Annotated in this window: 18 protein-coding genes; 3 read left to right on the top strand and 15 right to left on the bottom strand. The window is 64.9% G+C overall.

Annotated features, from left to right (window positions below):
* Positions 1 to 338: 338 nt before the first annotated feature.
* The gene (locus AC25Y4_RS14080) at positions 339 to 2,435 is read right to left on the bottom strand and encodes a hypothetical protein (RefSeq protein WP_488121045.1); all 2,097 of its coding nucleotides are present in this window, start codon (positions 2,433 to 2,435) and stop codon (positions 339 to 341) included.
* Positions 2,432 to 5,389, bottom strand: a complete 2,958-nt coding sequence (locus AC25Y4_RS14075; RefSeq protein WP_488121044.1) for an MMPL family transporter — start codon at positions 5,387 to 5,389, stop codon at positions 2,432 to 2,434. Before AC25Y4_RS14075 ends, AC25Y4_RS14080 begins: the two co-directional genes overlap by 4 nt.
* A gap of 141 nt (positions 5,390 to 5,530) precedes the next feature.
* On the opposite strand from AC25Y4_RS14075, the gene AC25Y4_RS14070 reads away from it, so the two are divergent.
* Positions 5,531 to 6,196 carry a TetR/AcrR family transcriptional regulator gene (locus tag AC25Y4_RS14070; protein WP_488121043.1) on the top strand — a complete coding sequence of 222 codons (666 nt, stop codon included), beginning with the start codon at positions 5,531 to 5,533 and terminating at the stop codon, positions 6,194 to 6,196.
* Between the two features lie 28 nt (positions 6,197 to 6,224).
* Here AC25Y4_RS14070 and AC25Y4_RS14065 read toward each other — a convergent pair whose 3' ends face one another.
* From AC25Y4_RS14065 to AC25Y4_RS14055, 3 genes are all read right to left on the bottom strand, one after another.
* On the bottom strand, positions 6,225 to 6,740 hold the full coding sequence (locus tag AC25Y4_RS14065) for a DinB family protein (RefSeq protein ID WP_488121042.1): 516 nt from the start codon (positions 6,738 to 6,740) through the stop codon (positions 6,225 to 6,227).
* A 73-nt stretch (positions 6,741 to 6,813) separates the two neighbouring features.
* Positions 6,814 to 8,097 carry a serine hydrolase domain-containing protein gene (locus tag AC25Y4_RS14060; protein ID WP_488121041.1) on the bottom strand — a complete coding sequence of 428 codons (1,284 nt, stop codon included), beginning with the start codon at positions 8,095 to 8,097 and terminating at the stop codon, positions 6,814 to 6,816.
* 223 nt (positions 8,098 to 8,320) lie between these two features.
* Complete coding sequence (locus AC25Y4_RS14055; protein WP_488121040.1) at positions 8,321 to 9,166, bottom strand: helix-turn-helix transcriptional regulator; 846 nt, start codon at positions 9,164 to 9,166, stop codon at positions 8,321 to 8,323.
* A gap of 101 nt (positions 9,167 to 9,267) precedes the next feature.
* On the opposite strand from AC25Y4_RS14055, the gene AC25Y4_RS14050 reads away from it, so the two are divergent.
* A complete protein-coding gene (locus tag AC25Y4_RS14050) occupies positions 9,268 to 10,014 on the top strand; it encodes an SDR family oxidoreductase (protein WP_488121039.1) in 747 nt (248 codons plus the stop codon).
* On the opposite strand, the gene AC25Y4_RS14045 is transcribed toward AC25Y4_RS14050, so the two are convergent.
* Complete coding sequence (locus tag AC25Y4_RS14045) at positions 10,015 to 11,316, bottom strand: ATP-dependent DNA helicase (RefSeq protein WP_488121038.1); 1,302 nt, start codon at positions 11,314 to 11,316, stop codon at positions 10,015 to 10,017.
* 116 nt (positions 11,317 to 11,432) lie between these two features.
* On the opposite strand from AC25Y4_RS14045, the gene AC25Y4_RS14040 reads away from it, so the two are divergent.
* Positions 11,433 to 12,476, top strand: a complete 1,044-nt coding sequence (locus AC25Y4_RS14040) for a hypothetical protein (RefSeq protein ID WP_488121037.1) — start codon at positions 11,433 to 11,435, stop codon at positions 12,474 to 12,476.
* A 162-nt stretch (positions 12,477 to 12,638) separates the two neighbouring features.
* Here AC25Y4_RS14040 and AC25Y4_RS14035 read toward each other — a convergent pair whose 3' ends face one another.
* The 9 genes from AC25Y4_RS14035 to AC25Y4_RS13995 form a co-directional block, all read right to left on the bottom strand.
* Positions 12,639 to 14,615: a bifunctional copper resistance protein CopD/cytochrome c oxidase assembly protein gene (locus AC25Y4_RS14035; protein WP_488121036.1), complete on the bottom strand. Its 1,977-nt coding sequence runs from the start codon at positions 14,613 to 14,615 to the stop codon at positions 12,639 to 12,641.
* A 123-nt stretch (positions 14,616 to 14,738) separates the two neighbouring features.
* Positions 14,739 to 15,026, bottom strand: coding sequence for an HU family DNA-binding protein (locus tag AC25Y4_RS14030; protein WP_414804623.1), 288 nt, complete (start codon positions 15,024 to 15,026; stop codon positions 14,739 to 14,741).
* A gap of 281 nt (positions 15,027 to 15,307) precedes the next feature.
* Positions 15,308 to 15,613, bottom strand: a complete 306-nt coding sequence (gene rpsN / locus AC25Y4_RS14025; protein WP_488121035.1) for a 30S ribosomal protein S14 — start codon at positions 15,611 to 15,613, stop codon at positions 15,308 to 15,310.
* 2 nt (positions 15,614 to 15,615) lie between these two features.
* Positions 15,616 to 15,783, bottom strand: a complete 168-nt coding sequence (rpmG, locus tag AC25Y4_RS14020; protein ID WP_066598602.1) for a 50S ribosomal protein L33 — start codon at positions 15,781 to 15,783, stop codon at positions 15,616 to 15,618.
* A complete protein-coding gene (rpmB, locus tag AC25Y4_RS14015; protein WP_414804621.1) occupies positions 15,783 to 16,019 on the bottom strand; it encodes a 50S ribosomal protein L28 in 237 nt (78 codons plus the stop codon). The genes rpmG and rpmB overlap by 1 nt, the downstream gene beginning before the upstream one ends.
* 194 nt (positions 16,020 to 16,213) lie before the next feature.
* Entirely contained in the window at positions 16,214 to 17,872 is a 1,659-nt protein-coding gene (locus AC25Y4_RS14010) for a DHA2 family efflux MFS transporter permease subunit (RefSeq protein WP_488121034.1), read from the bottom strand.
* Positions 17,873 to 17,931: 59 nt separating this feature from the next.
* On the bottom strand, positions 17,932 to 18,357 hold the full coding sequence (locus tag AC25Y4_RS14005; RefSeq protein ID WP_488121033.1) for a Fur family transcriptional regulator: 426 nt from the start codon (positions 18,355 to 18,357) through the stop codon (positions 17,932 to 17,934).
* Between the two features lie 101 nt (positions 18,358 to 18,458).
* On the bottom strand, positions 18,459 to 19,346 hold the full coding sequence (locus AC25Y4_RS14000; protein WP_488121032.1) for a metal ABC transporter permease: 888 nt from the start codon (positions 19,344 to 19,346) through the stop codon (positions 18,459 to 18,461).
* A complete protein-coding gene (locus tag AC25Y4_RS13995; protein WP_488121260.1) occupies positions 19,343 to 20,170 on the bottom strand; it encodes a metal ABC transporter ATP-binding protein in 828 nt (275 codons plus the stop codon). The genes AC25Y4_RS14000 and AC25Y4_RS13995 overlap by 4 nt, the downstream gene beginning before the upstream one ends.
* Positions 20,171 to 20,213: the final 43 nt, after the last annotated feature.

Genomic DNA, 20,213 nt, shown 5'->3' with positions numbered 1-20,213 from the left:
GCGACTTGAGACCTTGCGCCCCCCTGCGCCCACCCGGGTCCACTTCGGGCGGAGTTTTTGCGACACGCCGCGCTCACACGCCCGCACCCGGCGTTTCGCATTTTCTCCGCCTGAACGGCCCGCTGGTCGGGCAGCGAGCGCCACCGAGTCGCTCTCCGAGTGGTTCTGAGCGGCACTGGCCCGTTTCCGAGCGGCCAGAGCGGCTCTGACGCGTCTCAGAGCGATTTGCCACGTCGGTTTCATCTGGGCGCGCGGTTTTCCCTCAGGCGCGCGGTATTTCGCGCGCCTGACGGAAAATCGCGCGCCAGGATTCGGCTCGCGGCCGCGCGGCGCCCGGGTCACGTCGCAGCAGAGACCAGGTCCTTCGCCGGAACGCTGCGCTTCCGCGCGATCGCCAGCGTCGTCACCGCCAGCGACCCCGCTGCCCAGACCAGGATGCCGAGCACCGCCCCACCGCCACTCCCCCCGCTGACGACCGCCTGGAAGGCATCGAGCGCCGGCCGCACCGGCAAGACGCCGAGCAGAGAGGTGAGCACGGCCGGAACCGTCGAGATGATGCTCGTGCCGATCAGCACGAGCGCGACGATCATGGAGACGAATCGGCCGGCACCGCCGAACAGGGCAACCAGCGCCTGATTCGCCGCGCCGAAGGCGATGCCAACGAGCATCGCGATGCCCGCGAACACAAACCAGCCGCTGAGGTCGAGGCTGAGCACCGTCGACAGCACGCCGGTGACCAGCAGCCCCTGCGCTGCACCGACAATTGCGAGCGGAATCCAGGCTCGCACGGCCAGCATCAGCGACGACCTGGTCGAGCCAAGAGCCCGCGCCGGCACCGCGCGCAACACGATCAGACTCGCCAGTCCCCCCAGCCAGAGGGCCAGCGTGGCGTAGAACGGAACGCTGCTCGTGCCAATGCCCAGGCCCCCGGCATCCGTTGCCACGACCGGCTCCGCGACAACGCTGGCCAGGTGCGTGCTCTCGCTGTCGGTGTATGTCGGCAGCTGCGCGACAGCGCTGGCCAGGCCGGCATCGAGGGATTGCGCCCCTGAGTTCACGCTGGAGGCGCCAGAGGCGACCGACTGCGCGCCGTCTGACACTGAATCGGCGCCGGACGCGACCTCTGCAGCGGCCGAGTCGATCGTTTCGCCTGCGGCGGCAAGCGAGGTGGCAGCGGATGCCGACTGGCCGATTCCGCGGGTCACGGCCGGCATCGCGGTGGCCAGCTGCGTCGCCCCTGCGGCAACCTGGTCGGCAGCCGTGGCCAGACCGGCCAGCGACGCAACCGCCTTCAGCGCTGCCACATCGGTAGTCGCCGCCGCGAGGTCGGACTGCAGTGAGGCGCAGGCGTCTGCGATGCGCCCTGGCGCGCACACTGCCTGCGCCTTCATCGTTGCCTGCGCGAGCTGCGATTCAACCGCCGTGATTTTCTGCACGAGGGCGGCGTTGACGTCGGTGAGTGCTGTCGCCACCCCTGTCGCGCCGGCCGCGAGCTGGCTGGTCGCGCTCGGCAATGACGCCGTTTGCTTCTGCAGCGTTGTGAGTCCTGCGGCCAGCTGGTCGAGCCCGCCAGAGAGCTCGTCGGTTCCGGCAGAGAGGCTCGTCGCCCCGGCCGCCAGGCTCGACGCCCCCGCAGCCAATTCAGCTGTCCCGCTGTCGAGCGACGTGGTGCCGGCCGCCAGCGAGTCGGCCCCGCTTGCCGCCTGCCCGAGCTGGTCACCCAGGTTGTTGAAGCTCGTGTACACGTTCTCCAGGTACGTGGTCGTGAGCTGGTTGCCCGCCACGCTGGCGGCCGTCGAGGTGATGATCTGGCTGATGGCGTTGTCGACGACCGTGCTCTTATCGCCCATTGTCACGGTGATGGTGGCCTGCTCTGCGTTGGCGGCCGGACCGGAGAACGACGTTGCCGCGGCAGAGAAGTTCTCCGGGATCGTGATCACCGCCGCAAACCGACCGCTGGCCAGCCCCGCCTGCGCGTCCTCCGCATCGGTGATGACCCAGTTGTAGTTCATCGCGCTGTCAGCCGAGAGACCGGATGACCCCGCGGATGAACCAGCGGACGTTGGCGTGCTCGTTGCAGTCGGCGTTCCCGTCGCGCTCGGCGTGCTCGAGGCGCCGGGTGTGCTTGATGATCCCGGCGTGCTCGAGGCACCAGGCGTGCTCGTCGAACCGGGCGCCGTCGACGCCCCGGGGCCGTCGACGAGGCCAGCGGCGAGTTGCCGTCCGAGCGGAACCGTCTGGCCGTTGATGGTGACGGGGGCATCGTTGTTGACGATGGCCGCGTTGACCCGGTCGAGACGGTCAGCCGGGTTCCACAACGACCAGATCAGGATGCCGGCCACGACGAGTGGCACCAGCACAAGTCCGATGATGCTCAGCCAATTCACTGCGCCGTTTGGTCGGGTAAAACCAAGTCGTGCAAGTGGGGTGCTCATGCGCTCACCTCTGTCGGTTGGTCGGTCGTGGATTCGCCCGTCGTCGCAACGGTGACGATCTCAGCGGTGTCTGCGCCAGGGAGAATGTCGGTGATTCTGTCGACGGAGACGGTGCCGATGGCGATGGCGAATGAGCGCCCCGCCTGGTTGGCCGCAACGCCGGCGACGACCAGCAGGTTGCCGATATCGGCCCTGGCCGCGGCATCCGTCACATGGTCGATGCCGTCGACCACGACTATGAGGGGCTTCTCGTCCAGGGCGGCTGCGACCTCGCCGACCGGATCGATGGATCGTTCGAGGGAGGCAAAAGCGACCAGCGATCGAGCGGATGCCGCGCGCACCGGCAACACGAAACCCGCCACCTTGAGGCGGCCGTCATCGGCGCGAGCGCGGCCGGACAGCGTCAGAAGCAGGGCGGTCACGCTGGCTTGCTGCCCTTCAACGATGAGCGTGCCGTTCTCCGGCAGGGAGAATGCCACGTCGGAATAGAGCGGGATCCCGTCAACGGTGAGGGTGAGGCCCTCGGCGTCTGCGACGTGCCGAGAGCCTGCCTCCGGCCAGTCGCGCAGTTCGATTTCGGCGCGGAGGCCCTCGCCCTCGACGTCGAATTCCGGCAGCGCCTTGTCGAGCCAGGCCGGCATCCACCAGGCTTTCTCGCCCAGCAGCGTGAGCACGGCGGGAACCAATGTCATGCGCACCAGGAAGGCGTCGACGAAGACGCCGACGGCCAGACCGAGCGCGATGGGCTTGATGTTCGCGTCGCCCTCCGGCACGAATGACCCGAACACGCCGATCATGATGATCGCGGCCGCCGTGACGACCTTTGCCGAGCCGACGAAACCGGTGAGCACGGACTGCCTGGCCCTGCCGGTGTGCACGTAGTCTTCCCGCATCCTGGCCACGAGGAACACCTCGTAGTCCATCGCGAGGCCGAACAGGACGCCCATCAAAATGATGGGCATGAAGCTGATCACTGGGCCGATCTCTGCCACGTTGAGCGCGTCGGCCAGGAAGCCGTCCTCGAAGACGAACGACACGACGCCGAAGGCGGCCGCCACGCTGAGCAGGTAGCCGAGTGTGGCCTTGATGGGCACGGCGATCGACCGGAACACCATGGTGAGCAGCACCAGCGACAGGCCGACCACGATCAGCCCGAACGGGATCAGCGCGCCGGCGAGTTTGTCAGACACATCGATACCGACCGCTGACACACCGGTGACCGAGAGCGAGACGCCGTACTCCTGCTCGAAGTGGTCATGCTGCGACCGAATCTCGTTGACCAGCGCCTTCGTCTCTTCTGAGTCAGGCCCTCCCGTCGGAATCACCTGCACAATGCCGGTGTCCCCCGACTGGTTAGGGGTGTCCAGCGGCACCGCGGCCACGCCAGGGAGCGTGGCAATCTCCGCGCCAAGGCTGTCCATCAGGCCGACGGGGTCCGTGCTCGACACGACGCTGCCCGTCACGATGAGCGGCCCGTTGAAGCCGGGTCCGAAGTACTCCGAAACGAGGTCATAGGTCACGCGTGCCTGGTCATCCTCTGGCAGCGACCCGGCGTCCGGCAGGGCAAGCCTGAGCCCGACCGCCGGGGCGGCCACGAATCCGATCACCGTGACGATGACGATCATGGTCAGCAGCGGAATCCGCGTGACGGCCCGCACCCAGCCACGGTAGAAGCGGTTCCTGGCTTTCGGCTGAGGCAGCACCTCGGCTTCAGGCCCACGCCCAGCCTCACCGGATGCCGGCTCACCATCTGCAGACTCGTTCACGGCAGTAGCGGGCTCGGCAGTGACCGCGCCGGCAGCGCCCGCACTGGCCGTATCCGCGCCGGCCATAGTCGCAGCGGATGCCGCCCCACCGGCATCCGCTCTCGCTTGCTCGCGCCCGCTCCCCCTGCGCTTGCGTGCGCGGCGCTGGCGCGGTGTGCGCCGGTGCTTGGGTCGCAGCCGTTCCCCTGCGAAGCCCAACAGCGCGGGAATGAGCGTGAGCGAGACGAGCACTGCGATTGCAACCCCCACAGCGGCGGCGATACCCATCGTGGTGAGAAACGGGATGCCGGCGACGCTCAACCCCACGAGCGCGATCATCACGGTGAGCCCGGCGAAGATGACGGCAGATCCGGCTGTCGCGACCGCACGGGCAGCCGATTCCCGCACATCGAGCCCGTCGCCCAGCTGTTCCTGATGTCGGGAAATGATGAAGAGCGCGTAGTCGATGCCAACGGCCAGCCCCAGCATCAGCGCGAGCACCGTGGTCGTCGAGGTGATCGGACCGAACGCGGTGGCGGCGTAGATCAGCGAGATGGAGATTCCCACGCCCAGGAATGCCGTCATCAGCGGGATGCCGGCGGCGATCAGTGAGCCGAACGTCACGATCAACACAACCAGGGCGACCGCGATGCCGATCAGCTCTGTGAGGCTCACCCCGGCCAGGCTTTGGCTGAACACCTGTCCACCCAGCGAGACCACCGCCCCTGCGGGCAGCGCCTTCTGCAGTGCTGCGACCTCCGTCTCGAGCGCCTGCGTGGTGTCGTCCGTGATGCGGGCGACGACATCGTCCATCTGAATGCTGATCAGGGCAGCGGATGCGTCGGGGTTGACCGCGTCGGCAACGTCCGGATCGAACGGCGACGTGGCCTTCGACACCTGGTCGACCTGATTGAGCTCGGCGACGGCATCCGTAATGGCAGTGGTGATCGCCGGGTCGGTGACGGCGCCACCTGATGGTGCGACGACGATGATCTGGGCTGTCGCGCCACTCACCTGCGGAAACGTGGTCGACAGGGTGTCGAGTGCCTCCTGCGATTCAGTTCCCGGTACGGTGATCGCGTTGTCGAGGCCCTGGTTGATGAGCGCCGCTCCCCCGCCGATCAGGGCCAACACTGCTATCCAGCACCCGAGAACCAGCCATCGGGCCGCGAAGGCCCACCGACCGAGCGAATACAGCAGTGAGGACACGAGGTCTCCTCTGGCGGGAGCTGCACGTTGTCGACACGGGGTAGCACGCGCGACGTGCTCCTAGCAAATCACCGGCATACCAGAAGATCAATCCATTCGATACACTGGTGTATCGCAATCTACTCTCTATAAGGTGTCAGGATGCAGCACGATTTGGCCCCAGAGCTCGTCCAAGGTGAGAGCGCCAGAAGACGCAAGACCCGCGAGCGACTCTTGCAGGCGGCATATGAGGTGTTCGCCGAGACCGGCGTTCACGCCGCAAGCGTCGAAATGATCGCTGAGCGCGCCGGCTTCACCCGCGGCGCCTTCTACTCGAACTTCGACTCGAAGGAAGAGCTGTTCTTCGCGCTCGCCGAGCGAGAGATGCTCGCACGCTTCGACGACCTGCAGCACGGTATCGACGAGATCCTGCCCCGCGTTGATGCGTCGGCCGGACCGAGCGCATTCACCGTGGAGGCAGTGGTCACCGAGTTCCTGAAACTGCAGATGGACGACCGCCGCTGGACCCTCATGCAGTCCGAATTCCGACTGAACGCCATGCGCGATGCCAGCCAGTCCAGCCGGTTCCTCGCGTATGAACGAGACTTCTGGCACCGCCTGGCCGACCAGCTCGACGCAGGGCTCGCCAGCATCGGCCTGAAGTTCATCATGGATTCAGCGGATGCCACGCGGCTCATCATCGATGTCTGCGAGTCGGCGATGCAGGAGTCGATCCTGTCCAACGACGAATCGCCGAACGTCGCCACGTCGCCGTACGCGACGCGCACACTGCCGATCATCGTGCGGGCGCTGACCGCTCCGCTCTAGCTGGCCACGCTCCTGGCCAACCTCGGTGCTAGCCGACGTCGTGCAGGTGATGTGTCGGGTCGTGCACGAAGTACTGCCCGAGGGTCGTCACCGTGAAGGTTGCACCATCGCTGCGGCGTCCGAGCCGTTCACGGTCACCGACCGGCACTGCCCCGAACGCGACGGCTGCATTTTCAGCGGCCTCCGCGAGCTCGACGGACACAACCGCCGGGTCTTGCTCGTTGTACCGCTCGGCGACAGCCGTCGCATCCTGATCCCAATTGGGAAAGAGTGGGTTGTCGTCGCTGAGCATCAGGGCGAGCCGCCCGGTGAACGTGCGAAAGACATCCCGCACATGGGCGGCGTACTCGAGCGCAGACCACGTGTGGTCGTCGGGGCGCACCGCGACATCCGCTCGCTCGAGAACCGGCAGCCAGCCTGCCGCATTCGACCTGATCAGCTGCGGAATCTCGTCAAACGACACGTCGGAGGAGGCAAAACCGCACTCGGGGCAGGGGCGCTCAAGCACCCAGGTCCAATCTTTGGTGTCAGGCTCAATCGTCATGGTCCAACACTAGGGAAACGACAGCACTCGCTGCCCTCGAGATCGTGCCAAACATCGGCGAAGAACCGACAGCTCAGCCTGCCGCCGGCTGGCACACCGCCGCGGCCCGCATGGCAGCGTCTGTCTGCTCTTCTGACCATGGCAGCTCCAGCGTCGGTGCCGGCTCTTTCCCCACCGCCGGCGCCTTCGCCGCAACAGAGACCAGCCGCTCCGCGAGCGTCTCGGCAAATTCGGCACCGGCCGTTGAGTTGTTGAGTGCGACCACGACGGTCAGCCCGCTCTCCGGGTCGGCGTATGCCGCCGACATGAACCCGGGAATCGAGCCGCTGTGACCGCGCATCGGGCCGATCTGCTGCACGCCGAGCCCGTAGCCCTGCCAGGATGCCGCACTGGCGCCCTCGGGGATCGTCGCCCATTGCGCATCCGCTGACGCCTGTGACAGGAGCGACCCTTCGGCGAGCGCGCGAGTCCACTGCGACAGGTCTGACACGGTGGAGACGACTCCCCCCGCCACCCAGTCCATGGAATTCGACAGTTCGGTGTCGTCGACCATGGGGTCGCAGGCGGTAGAGCCGTCGTCGTTGACCGAGGCCGAATAGCCGTGCGGGCTCGGACGGGGCAGCTTGAAGTCCGTCGGCTGCGGCAGCGAGGTCTCGGTCATGCCAGCAGGGTCGAACACGTATTGGGCATACAGCGACGGCCAGTCCTGCCCTGTCGCCGCTTGCAGCGCGAGCCCGAGCATCACGAAACCGCTGTTCGAATCTGACCAGGCCTCGCCGGGCGCGGCCGTGGGGGTGGCAGCTGCCCCCGTCGAGAGCACCTCAAGCGGCGGCCACACCCGCGTGGGGTTGTGCACGAACTGGTGCGACAACTCTCCCCGGTAGTCCGCCAGTCCCGACGTGCCCTGACAGAGCTCGCCGAGCGTGAAATCCGTGGCCCCCGGCATCCGCGTCATGTATTTCGACACCGGGTCGCTGAGCTTCACCTTGCCAGCGTCGACCAGGCTGAGCAGCACGGTGCAGGTCATGGGCTTCGTGACACCGCCGATGCGAAAATGCATATCGGCGTCCATGGGAGCCGACCCGCCGATCGTCGTTGTGCCGAGCGCCTTGACCCACTTACCGCCCCACGGCGCCCACACCTCTGCGATGCCCCCAGAGGCGGCTGACAGCGCGATACCGTCACTCAGCGCCGTGTTCAGCTTGTCGGTGACGTCGGACCCAAAGGCAGCCGACAGGTCACCATGGCTATCCATCGCGATGTCTTCTGGCGACGTGCACCCAGAGACCAGCAGCCCCACAATCGCAATGATGGCTAGTGATGTGGCGCTCCGAGCGCACTTTTTCTGCAATTCCATGGCTTCCCCAAACCCGACGTACATTCCCCTGCACTGGAGCCTACCCGCGCACGCGCCGAGCGCATCCACCCATGGGGTGACGTTCTGGACACGAATGCTGTTCAGCCCGCCGCGCTCAGCCCGCCGAGGATCCGCCCGCCGAGGATCCGCCCGCCGCGCCCCAGCCCGCTGCGCCGGGACTCTTGCTGCGCGTTTTCGAGCCGAACCCCGGCATCCGGTGTCGTCAGCGCGACCCAGCAAAATTCTGCTGACCGACAACGGCGAGCAGTTGGAGTTTCTCGAATGCCTCCGACCGTGGGGTCGCAGTGAGCACAAGGAGCGCCTGGCTCTGGTCTTCGGTTAACAGCGCCTGGCAGTCAAGTTCGATCTGACCAAGCTCAGGATGAACAAGCGTCTTGTGGTCGGCAAAGCGCCTGGCCACATCCTGCTGTTCCCATACCTCGCTGAATTCGGGGCTCACCCTGAGCAACTCTCGCAACAGCTTCCCTGCCCGCGAGTGTGGTCCGGCCGCGCTGTATGCGACTCGCAGATTCGCGACCTGCGCCTGGCCCTGCCTGGCCCTGTCTGCAGGCGGATAGAACTCGCGCTCTGCGGGGTTGGTGAACCACCGAAAGACGCTGCTGCGCGCCATGCCCGTGTATTGGGAATGATCGCCGAGAAGCGCCGCGGCCAACCTGTTCTGCGCGAGGGTCTCGCCGAGGCTGGAAAGAATGAGAGCCGGCGTCTCGTCGAGGCGATCAAGCACGCGCAGGAGTGCCGGCGCCACGTGAGTGTCGAGCGGAGTGCGTGAGGGCGCACCGCGGCCGGCGAGGCGATAGAGGTAGTCCCGCTCATCGAGGCTCATGCGCAGCGCTCTCCCGAGCGCGGCCAGCATCTGCTCAGACGGCTGCGGACCCCGCGCTTGCTCCAGCCGAACGTAGTAGTCCGTCGACATCCCGGTGAGAACGGCGACCTCATCACGGCGCAATCCGGCTACCCGTCGCCTTGGCCCCGTTGAGAGCCCGACATCCTCGGGGCGCAGCCCCTCGCGGCGAGAGCGAAGAAAATCGGCGAGGGCGGGACGGTCCATATCTCTATCATCCGTCACTACCGGGCCATGAGACAGGGAGCGGCAGTCCTACGACAACAGCTCCTCTCCCGCATCCCGATGCCGCCGCACACACTTGAGTCATGAATATCACTGGGAACACCATCTTCATCCCCGGCGCCACGTCAGGCATCGGGCTTGCCCTTGCGCTGCGCCTGCAGGACGCCGGCAACACCGTCATCATCGGCGGCCGTCGCACCGACGTGCTGAAGGATCTCGCCACACGGCACGGCCTGCTCACCGTGGCGATCGACACCACCGACCCGGCGTCTGTGCTTGCCGCACGCGACCAGGTGCTGGCCGAGCACGGCGACCTCAACGTCCTCGTCGCCATGGCTGGCGTGATGACCATCGAGGACGTACGCGCCACCACCTTCCTGGCAGACGCTGCGCGAATTGTCGACACCAACATCAATGGGCCGCTGCGTCTGGTCGCAGCGTTCATCGAGCACCTTCAGACGCGCCCCGACGCGACCATCATGACTGTCTCCTCCGGCCTCGCCCACACTCCATTGGCGCACACCCCGACGTACAACGGGTCAAAGGCCTTCATCCACCAGTTCAGCGAGACGCTCCGGCTCCAACTCGCGGGCACCACGGTCAAGGTCATCGAGCTTGTGCCACCGGCCGTCCAAACCGAACTCATCCAGGGTGGGTCAGCGAACGAGCATTTCCTCCCCCTCGACGTCTTCGCCGACGAGGTGATGGCGCTATTGGAATCGCAGCCTGACGCGAAGGAGATCCTCGTGGAAGCCGTGAAGTTCCTGCGATTCTCCGAGGTCGAGGGACGCTACGACGCCACCATCGCGGCGCTCAACCCGGCGGCCTAGCTAGCCCTGGACGATGTGGGCTGCGCGTGCAGTGCTCGTCATGAAGCGCTGCACGTTCTCGTCCACCATGATGTCGCTCGGGCGCAGGGGCCTCGTGAGGTACAGCCCCTCGAGGCTGGTGAGCCGGCTGAGGGCAACATATGTCTGTCCGGGGCTGAACGCACGAGCGCCGAGGTCGACGACGGCCCGCTCATACGTGGCTCCCTGCGACTTGTGAATCGTGACGGCCCAGGCCAAACGCAACGGAAACTGCGTGAATTCGGCCACGACGTTGCGGCTCAGCTTCTTGGTCGTGGCGTTGTAGCTGTATTTGTGCTTCTCCCAGACCGCCGGTTCGACCTCGTGGGTGTGCCCGTCAATTTCGACGTACACAGTCGAGTCGATCTTGGTCACAGTTCCGATGCTCCCGTTGACCCAGCGCACGCCACCGTCCGCCGGTGAGTCATTGCGGAGGAACATCACCTGCGCGCCGACCTTGAGCTCAAGCGTCTCGTCAGCGGGGAACGTGCGACCGCCGAAATCACCCGTGACATCCGCTTTGGCAGTGAGCGCCTTGCCGGTGAGGCGTTTCAGAGCGGATGCGTTGATCCGGTTCACCGCATCATTGCGCGTTGCGAGGGTGATGACGCCTTCGGTCGGCGCTGGGCGCGCGCCCATCGAATTGAGCGCTCCGGCTATTTCGGCCGTGACCTGGCCGTGCCGCACGGCATTCAGCATGAACTTGAAGTCGGCATCGCTCTGGCGGTGCACCTGGGACAGCTCGAAGATGCGCAGTTCTGCGTCGCGCCACACCTTGGCGTCGAAGAACCACAGGGAGCGGTAGGTATCGGCGAAGTAGGCCCGTTCGTCGGCATCGCCCGGCACGGGTGCCAGCTGGTACGGGTCGCCGAACAGCACGATCTGCACGCCGCCGAACGCTTCGTTCGGACGTTGCCTGGCCTGTCTGAGGCTGCGATCGATGGCATCCATCAGGTCGGCGTTGACCATCGATACCTCATCGATGACCAGGGTGTCGATGGTGTTCAGGAGCTTCCGCACCTGGTCGTTCTGGTCGATCGGGTGATCGGCGATCACGCCGATGGGCAGACGGAAGAGCGAGTGAATGGTCTGGCCGCCCACGTTGAGCGCCGCAACGCCGGTGGGGGCTGCGATCACGATCTGTTTGCTGGTGTTCCACGAGAGGTGGTTCAGCAGCGTCGACTTACCTGTGCCGGCCCGCCCGGTGACAAACACGTTCTGCCGGGTTCCTTCGATTGCGGCGAACACTTCTGCCTGTTCTAGCGACAACGGAAACTCAGGCACTATGACACTCTCACTTGGGCTGGATGGGACATCCAACTGTAACCTCCCTGGCTGGTAACCGTCAGTTTGATCCCCCGCGGCACAGGCACCCAGAGGGGGATGAATAGAATGGGGCGGTGAACACTGGGGGCAATCGCAAGGCGCGCGTTCGTGTGCGCACGATTCTGGCCATTTGCCTCGTTTCGCTGCTGCTTCTTGTGGCGCTGGTGTCGGCCATCGGAGCCCTCAACCGCGACCTCTACAGCGCAGGCGGATTCGTGCGCCAGTACCTCGATGCGCTGTCGCGAAAAGACACCGTCGGCGCGCTCGCCCTCGACGGTGTTGTTCCCACGAACGCCGAACTCGAGGCGGCTGGACTCCCCCAGGATCTCCCCGAGACCCTGCTGCGCTCGTCAGTTCTCGGCGCCCTCGACGACGTCGCCCTCGTCAGCGACACCGAGAGTTCTCCCGGGGCGCACACCGTCGTGTACTCCTTCAGCGTTGCCGGGCAAAAATCGACCATGACATTCTCGGTCGAGAGCGCAGGCACCTTCGCCGGTGTCTTCAACAACTGGCGATTCACGAGCAGCCCGCTCGCCGTCTTGCAGGTCACCGTGTTGCACGCCTCGACATTCACTGTGAACGACCTGACCCTCGACACTCGCGCCCGTGACGAAGCGGATGCGCCGGCCACGTTCTCCAACCAGGCGGCATACCTCGCGTTCGCACCAGCCACGTACACGCTCGACCACGCCTCGACGCTGCTCGGGTCTGAACAGGTCGTCACCAGGGTCACGCAGGCCGGACCTGTCGATGTCATCCTCGACGCACAACCGAACGCGAACATGATCACGCAGGTTCAGGCTGAGCTAGACAAGTACCTGGACGAGTGCGCCACCCAAGAGGTGCTGCAGCCCTCGAACTGTCCGTTCGGCATTGAGATCAACGACCGCGTCACCGACCTCCCAACGTGGAGCATCGTCGATTACCCGCCCGTCGCGCTGACCGCCGGAGAGACGACGTTCGACATGCCGTCCACGCCGGGCGTCGCCCACGTCTCTGTCACAGTTCAGTCGCTGTTCGACGGCGACATCAGCACCAGGGACGAAGACGTCGACTTCCAGGTGAGCCTGAGCGTGACCATCAATGCGGATGGCTCACTGGCCATCCAGTTGCACTAGCCGCCAGTTTCAGTACTCACGAGGTCGCGCAGCGGCGAAACCTGTAGCGAATACAGGATGAATCGAGCAACTGTCACCGAATACAGGACGGATCGCGCTCTCTGCGGCAGAGTTTCCGGTATTCGCGACATCCGCCAACTCGAGCGCTACTTGTCGTGAGCGCTACTTGTCGTGCGCCGCCAGCTTGGCGAGGCGCGCGTTGTACTCGGCGAGTTCGGCTTCGCCGGTGCGTTCGGCATTGCGATCGCGACGGCGGGTTTCCTTCTCGTCGCTTCGACTCCACTGGATGGCCACGGTGATCGCCAGCGCGATGGTCGGCAGCTCGCCAATGCTCCAGGCGACCCCTCCCCCGTTCTGCTGGTCGACCAGTGGGCTCACGCCCCACGTGCGTCCCATGGCCCCGTACCAGTCCGCGAGGAAGAGCCCGGTGCCCGTCATGATCGCCAGGCCGAAGAACGCGTGGAACGCCATCGTGCCGAGCAGCAGCAGCAAGCGGAACGGATACGGCAGGCGATACGGCACAGGGTCGATGCCAATGAGGGACTGCACGAACAGGTACCCGGTGATCAGGAAGTGGATGATCATCCACTGGTGACCGATGTGGTCGGTCGTCGACCAGCTGAACAGCGAGGAATAGTAGAAGATCCAGAGCGATCCGGCGAAGAGCAGGGCCGCAACAATGGGGTTGGCCAGGAATCCGGCCGGCTTCGAGTGCACGGCGAGCAGCACCCACTCGCGCACTCCCCTGCTGCCGTCCTTGCGCATCCGCACGGCACGCGCGATGAGCGTCACCGGAGCGCCTGGCACCAGCAGCACCGGAACCAGCATGGTGAGCACCATGTGCATGAGCATGTGCGTCGAGAACAGGTACTTCTCATACACGCTCACGCCACCGTTGGTGATGTAGAACAGCGTGAGCATGCCGAGAACCCAAAGCACCGTGCGGTAGATCGGCCACTTGTCGCCGCGACGGCGCAGACGCAACACGCCGGCGATGTAGAAGAAGATGCCGAAGCCGCAGAACAGGATCCAGGCGACGTCGAAGTTCCAGGTGGTGAAGTACTGGGAGAACGTGAGTTCTGGCGGCAGGAGCTCCCCCGTGAGCAGCTGCGCAGGGGTAGAGGTCGGCACCTCTGTTGCCACGGTCTGGGCGACAGGCGTTGCCGTTCGCGCCAGGGCGGCAGCGACCCCGGATGCCAGTCCCATGAAGGCGAGTTCGGCCGTGACCAGCCACCAGAACCACCGCCCTGCCGGGTTCGCGCTCTTCTGCATCCGGTCAATGAAGAAGCGGCGCTGCATGACTCCGAAGGCGCCGAGCACGATGAGTGCGACCACCTTGACCAGCACGAGGATGCCGTATGGCGTCAGCAGCCTGTCGAGCGTGCCGATACGCAGCTCTGCACTCACATAACCGGATGCCGCCACCACGACGAAACAGACGAGGGCCAGCGTCGAATAGCGTCCGATGATGACGGTGATGCGACCGGCTGCAAGCTGGTTGCGCACCACGACGATGGTGAGGAGGCCGCCCAGCCATACGGCGGCGAAGGCCAGGTGCAGGCCGAGGGACGTGATGGCCGCGTCGTGGCCTGCTGCGCCGGCGGAGTGGCCCTGCTGGGCCATGGGCACCAGAGCGCCGACAGCCAGCACAGTGACGAACACCAGGGCCGTCTGGTTGCGTACGGCGAAGCACAGCACGGTGACGGCGGCTGCGATGAGGGTGGTGATCAGCCACGCCTGCCCGAGGGCGATGTCGGTGATGAACTGTCCGAGGGTTGCGCTGAACCGGTCGTCGAAGCTGAGCGGCACGTTCGTGACCTGCAGGAACGTGATGAAGCCGGTGGCAGCCGATGCCACGGTGAAGAACGCGGCGGATGCGGCAGCAAAGTCGAGCGCGGCATTGAACTCCCGCTCACGTGGACTCAGCGCGAAGCAGGTGAGGGCCAGGGCGCCGATCGTGCCCGCTGCACCGAGGTTGACGAACAGTTTGGCGATGGGGAGGCCCCATCGCACCATGGGCCCTGGATCTGACAGGAGCTGCGGAGCTGCTCCCCCGCCGTACGCAAGGCCGATGATCGTCGCAAGAACCGCGACGAGCAGCAGGATGCTGGGGCCGATGATGCGTACTGAACGGGACACTACCCAAGCTTAACTGCCGTGGTGACTGCTCCGAACCGCCCTGCGCTTTCGCGGGCCGTGATTGCGTACGGGCATGAAGAAAGGGCGCCGACCGAAGTCGACGCCCTCTTCTAAGCAGAAAGACTACTTAGCGGCAGCCTTGAGCTTGCTACCAGCGGTCAGCTTGACGCGGTGGCCGGCAGCGATCTTGATCTCTTCGCCGGTCTGCGGGTTGCGGCCCGTGCGAGCAGCGGTTGCGGTGCGCTCGACGCCGAGCCAGCCCGGGATGGTGACCTTGCCGTCGTTTGCAACGGTGTCGGCGAGGGTCGCGAAGAAAGCGTTCAGAACGCCATCGACGGAAGCCTGGCTCTGACCGGACGCCGCGGCAACGGCGGCAACGAGCTCGGTCTTGTTCAGCGACTTGTCAGCCATTGAGTGTCCTCCTCGGACCTTGGTCTGTAAAAACAGCAATTTCAGTGTTCCAGTGCGACTCAAAGAACCGCACTGTTGGTCGGTTCGACCGCGTTGAATCTAGCAGAAATCCATGAAGTTCCGCGTATTTACGCGACTTAAGACGCTTTTAGCCCGGCGAGTCGCGCCGTTTTCGCTCTGCGCGGAACTCTATGGGCAAAACCGCGAGAAAACAGGGGGAAAGCAAAAGGGGATGTCGACTCGAAAGTCGACATCCCCTAGAGGCAAGTTTCAGCTAAGAATTACCAGCTGGACTTGGTGATACCGGGCAGTTCACCCTTGTGTGCCATGTCGCGGAAGCGAACACGTGAGATACCGAACTTGCTGAGGTGTCCACGGGGACGGCCGTCAACAGCGTCGCGGTTGCGCACGCGCACCGGCGAAGCGTTGCGGGGAAGCTTCTGCAGGCCGAGGCGTGCAGCTTCGCGGGACTCGTCGGTTCCGGCCGGGTCAACGAGAGCCTTCTTCAGCTCAAGGCGCTTAGCGGCGTAACGCTCTACGATCACCTTGCGCTGCTCGTTCTTGGCAATCATGCTCTTCTTCGCCATGTTTAGCGCTCCTCGCGGAAGTCAACGTGCTTGCGCACTACGGGATCGTACTTCTTCAGCACGAGACGGTCGGGGTTGTTGCGACGGTTCTTCTTGGTGACATAGGTGTAACCCGTGCCGGCCGTCGAACGAAGCTTGATGATCGGACGTACGTCCTGAGCCTTAGCCATTAGATTTTCTCCCCACGTGCGAGCAGGTCCTTGACGACCGACTCGATGCCACGGGCGTCAATGACCTTGATTCCCTTAGCTGAAAGCTGCAGCGTGACGCTGCGGCGAAGCGACGGCACAAAGTACGTCTTCTTCTGGATGTTCGGGTCGAAGCGACGCTTGGTGCGTCGGTGCGAGTGTGAGATGTTGTGCCCAAAGCCGGGAATGGCTCCGGTCACCTGGCAAGTTGCTGCCATGGTCTTCCTCCAATTACCGAAGGGCGAATGCCCTTCCCAAGATCTCTTGTCGGCGAACACGAAGCCACTCACTTCACAAAGCACAGCTTTGAAAAGGGATTGGTTTGCGAGCCCGCAATGCGCGCACAGATATGCACAGCAGGGATCAACATTACGCAATCCGGGCGTGTCGCGCAAGTTGTGGGCTGCCGGCGCTACTCCGATGCGGCTGCCGTCGTCTCCGGCAGCGTTTCCTGTTGAATATCGTCGAGCTTCCGGGGCCGGGGGATGGCGAGAGTGGCGAGCAGTCCGACAATGAGCGCGCCAGACGCGGCGAACGCAACGATCTTGGAGGCGTCGACGAGGGCATCCGCTGCCGCCGTGCCCTGATCTGTCGTGCGAGGGTTGAGCTTCAGGTCGGGAATGACTGATCCATCGGATGCCGTCACAGAGTCGGTGATCTCGGTCACCTCTGCCGCGCTCAGGTTCTGGTCTTCAAGGGACTGCCTGGTCGACGAGCCGAGGACCGCGAGCAGGATCGCTCCCATAATCGCAATGCCGAATGCCGAACCGATCTGCCGCGCCGTCGACTGGGCACCGGATGCCTGGCCAGATTCCGATGCGGGAATCTCACTCAGCACGATGTTGGTCAGTTGCGAGCTCGTCATTCCGGTGCCGATGCCGTACAGGAAGAGCCAGGCGGCGATACCCCAGCCGGAGATGTCCGCAGAGAGGCTGAGCCCGAGCCCAAACAGCGCCACCGCCTCGATCGCGACACCGATGCGCACGATGGTGCGGGCGCTGAGGTGATGGGCGATGTTCGGCACGAACGCCGAAATCAGGAAGGTGCCGATGGCGAGGGCGAAGATCAGCCATCCAGTGCCGAGGGCGGTGAACCCGAGAGCGTTCTGCAGCAACAGGGGGAGCACGAACAAGAGCCCGTACTCGCCGAGCGCAATGATGAGGGCCGTGATGGCACCGAAGCGGAACGTCTTGATGCGGAAGAGAGCGAGGTCGAGCAGCACCGTCTTGCCCGCCTTCCTGCGGGAGCGTTCGACGATGACGAAGCCGATCAGGGCGACGATTCCGATGAGGAATGCGAAGGGAACCGGGGAAACCGCGCCGTCTTTCTGCACCCACCAGCCGTAGAACTGGCCTTGAATCAGCCCGAACACGAGTGCGCCCATACCGATGGCAGACAGGATGGCGCCGACGTAGTCAAGCCCGTGCGCTCCCTCCTCTGAGTTCTCCGGCAAGAAGCGGAACGCGCCGATGATCACGAGGATGGCGAACGGGATGTTCAACCAGAACGCCCAGCGCCAGGTCACATCGGTGGCGAGCCAGCCGCCCACGAGCGGCCCGACGGCCGCCATGCCGCCGATCACGGCCCCGTAGGTGGCGAAGGCAATGGAGCGGTCGCGGCCGACGAACATCACGTTCAACGTCGACAGGGCCGTCGGCATCACCATCGCTGCGCCGATGCCTTCGATCAATCGGGCGGTGATCAGCATGTTTCCACTCACTGACGCACCCGCGAGCACCGATCCGATGAAGAAGACAACCATGCCGACGATGAAGATCTTGCGGCGCCCATAGAGGTCGCCGATGCGGCCGACGGTGAGCAGGAGGCCTGCGAAGACGAGCGAATAGATCGCCGTCATCCACTCCACCTGCGCGGAGGTCATCGAGAGATCGCGCAGCACCACCGGGGTGGCCACGTTCGCGATGGTGGCATCCATGATGACCAGCGCGACGCCGACAACGATCGTGTAGAGGGCAGGAAGGCGACTGGGATCAAGTCGCCTGGCGGAGCGGCCTTTGGCCTTCCTGGCCGGTTTGCCGGCCGATTTCGGCTGTGCAGCTGAGTTTTCCATCTCTCACGCTCCCCGAATTCACGGGGCTCATAAACCCCGTGCATCGAGAATAGCGAGGTTTACTCGACTTGGGTCATCCCTGTTGCGGTCGCCATTCGAGCCGAACACGTAGCGCAGAGCCCGAAGACGTCGACGACGTGGGCGGCCTGGGTGAAGCCGTGCTCGGCGGCAACGCTGCGCGCCCACTCTTCGACGGCATCCGCTTCAATTTCGACCGTGAGACCGCAGTTGCGGCAGATCAGGTGGTGGTGGTGGCTGTCAGAACTGCAGGCGCGGTAGAGGCTTTCGCCGTCTGGAGACTGCAGGGAGTCGGCTTCGCCCTGGGCGGCGAGGTCGGACAGGGCACGGTAGACCGTCGCAAGGCCGATGGGCGACCCCGTCGCGTGCAGGGTGGCGTGCAGGGCTTGGGCGCTGACGAATCCACTCGTGGAATCGAGCGCTTCCCGAACGGCATCCCGTTGCCAGGTGTTCCGTTTCACTGCCATGTCGTTACCTATTCCATAAATTGCATACGCCCCATTTGGCGGCGTAACCGGCAGCGACGCTGCCGGCAGTGGCGTTACGTATAACCGTAATCCTCCGCGCCCTATGCCGGGCTGAGCACCCGGCCAGACAAGCCCCTGCGCGCCTTCGATGCCGCGATCAGCCGGCAGACCACGTAGATCGCGAACGAAATTGTCGTGACGTACGGGCTGATCGGAATCGACCCGCCAAGTGCGAGCATGATGCCCCCGACCAGCGAGACGACGGCGAACAGCATGCTGAGCAGCGGCGCGATGACGGGGGAGGAGGTGAGCCGGAGCGCTGCGGCCGCCGGGGTCACGAGAATCGAGAGCACGAGGAGCGAACCGACGATCTGTACTGAGACGGCGACGGCGAGGCCGAGCAGCAGCATGAAGAAGATCGAGAGGCCCCGCACCGGGATGCCCTTGGCCGCGGCCACGGCTGGATCGACGCTGGCGAACGTGAGCGGGCGCCAGACGATCAACAGTCCGACGACAACGATGATCGAGATCACGATGAGCGACTCGAGCCTCGGGTTGTCAACGGCTACGATTTGGCCGGTCAGCAGGCCGAACTTGTTGGCGGTTCGTCCTGGATACAGCGCAAGGCACAGGATGCCGAGCCCCAGCCCGAACGGCATCAGCACCGCGATGATCGAGTTGCGGTCGCGTGATTTCGCCCCCAGTATGCCGATCAACAGCGCCGCGATCATCGAGCCGATGAGAGATCCTTCGACGACGCCGATGCCGAACAGCAGTCCAGCGGATGCCCCGGCGAACGACAGTTCGCTGATGCCGTGCACCGCGAATGCCATGTCGCGCGACATCACGAACACGCCGATCAGGCCGCCTACGACGCCAAGCACCGCTCCGGCGATGATGGAGTTCTGCAGCAGGGCGAGCAGTTCGCCGTAGTCGGCGAAGTTGAAGATCTGCGACCAGAGGTCGTCCGAGGCGTCGAAGGGGATCACGGAAGTCGTTCCTCTGGCCTGGTGGCTGCGGTGTCGTCGTGGTGCGCGGCACCATCGGTGTCTGGCAGGCCGTGTGGACTGTCTGGAGCGCCAACCACGATCACGCGACCGCGGGTGCGGATCACGTCGACCGGCGAGCCGTAGAGGTCACTCAGCACGTCGGAGCGCAGTACGTCGTCTGGGGTGCCGATCCGGAATGACCCGCCGGCCAGGTAGAGCACACGGTCGACCATGCCCAGGATGGGGTTGATGTCGTGCGTGACGAACATGACGCCAAGATTGCGTTCGCGGCGGTGGCGGTCGATGAGCTCGCTGACGCCTGCCTGGTGGTTCAGGTCGAGTGAGATGAGCGGCTCGTCGCAGAGCAGCAGGCGAGGGTCTCCGGCCAGCGCCTGGCCGACCCTGAGCCGCTGTTGTTCTCCACCAGAGAGGGTGGAGATCGGCACCTTCGCGTAGTCGGTCGCCCCGACTGCTTCCAGCAGTTCGTCGACCTTGCGATCGCGCGCCTTCGATGGCCACGGCGGACCCCAGACGTGGCCGTTCAGCCCGAGCGCGACGAGGTCGCGGGCACGCAGGGGAGTGCCGTCGTCGGCCAGCTTCTGCTGCGGGATATAGCCGATCTGGCGGCTGCCCCTGGTGATGGGGTGGCCGAGGAACGAGATCTCGCCAGAGCTCAACTGGTTCTGCCCCAGGATGACCTTGAGCATGCTGGTCTTGCCAGACCCGTTCGCCCCAAGAACGGCAATGAACTCGCCGGCGTGCACGTCGAGGTCGAGGCCGCTCCAGAGCGTGCGATCGCCGAATTTCAGTTCGGCATCGCGCATGCGCAGCACCGACCCTGAGGGCGTCCCGAAGCGGGATCGACCA

The organism is Leifsonia sp. Y878 (genome assembly GCF_057669685.1).
The sequence above is the reverse complement of the archived record's forward strand: the minus strand, read 5'-3'. Positions and strand labels throughout refer to the sequence as shown.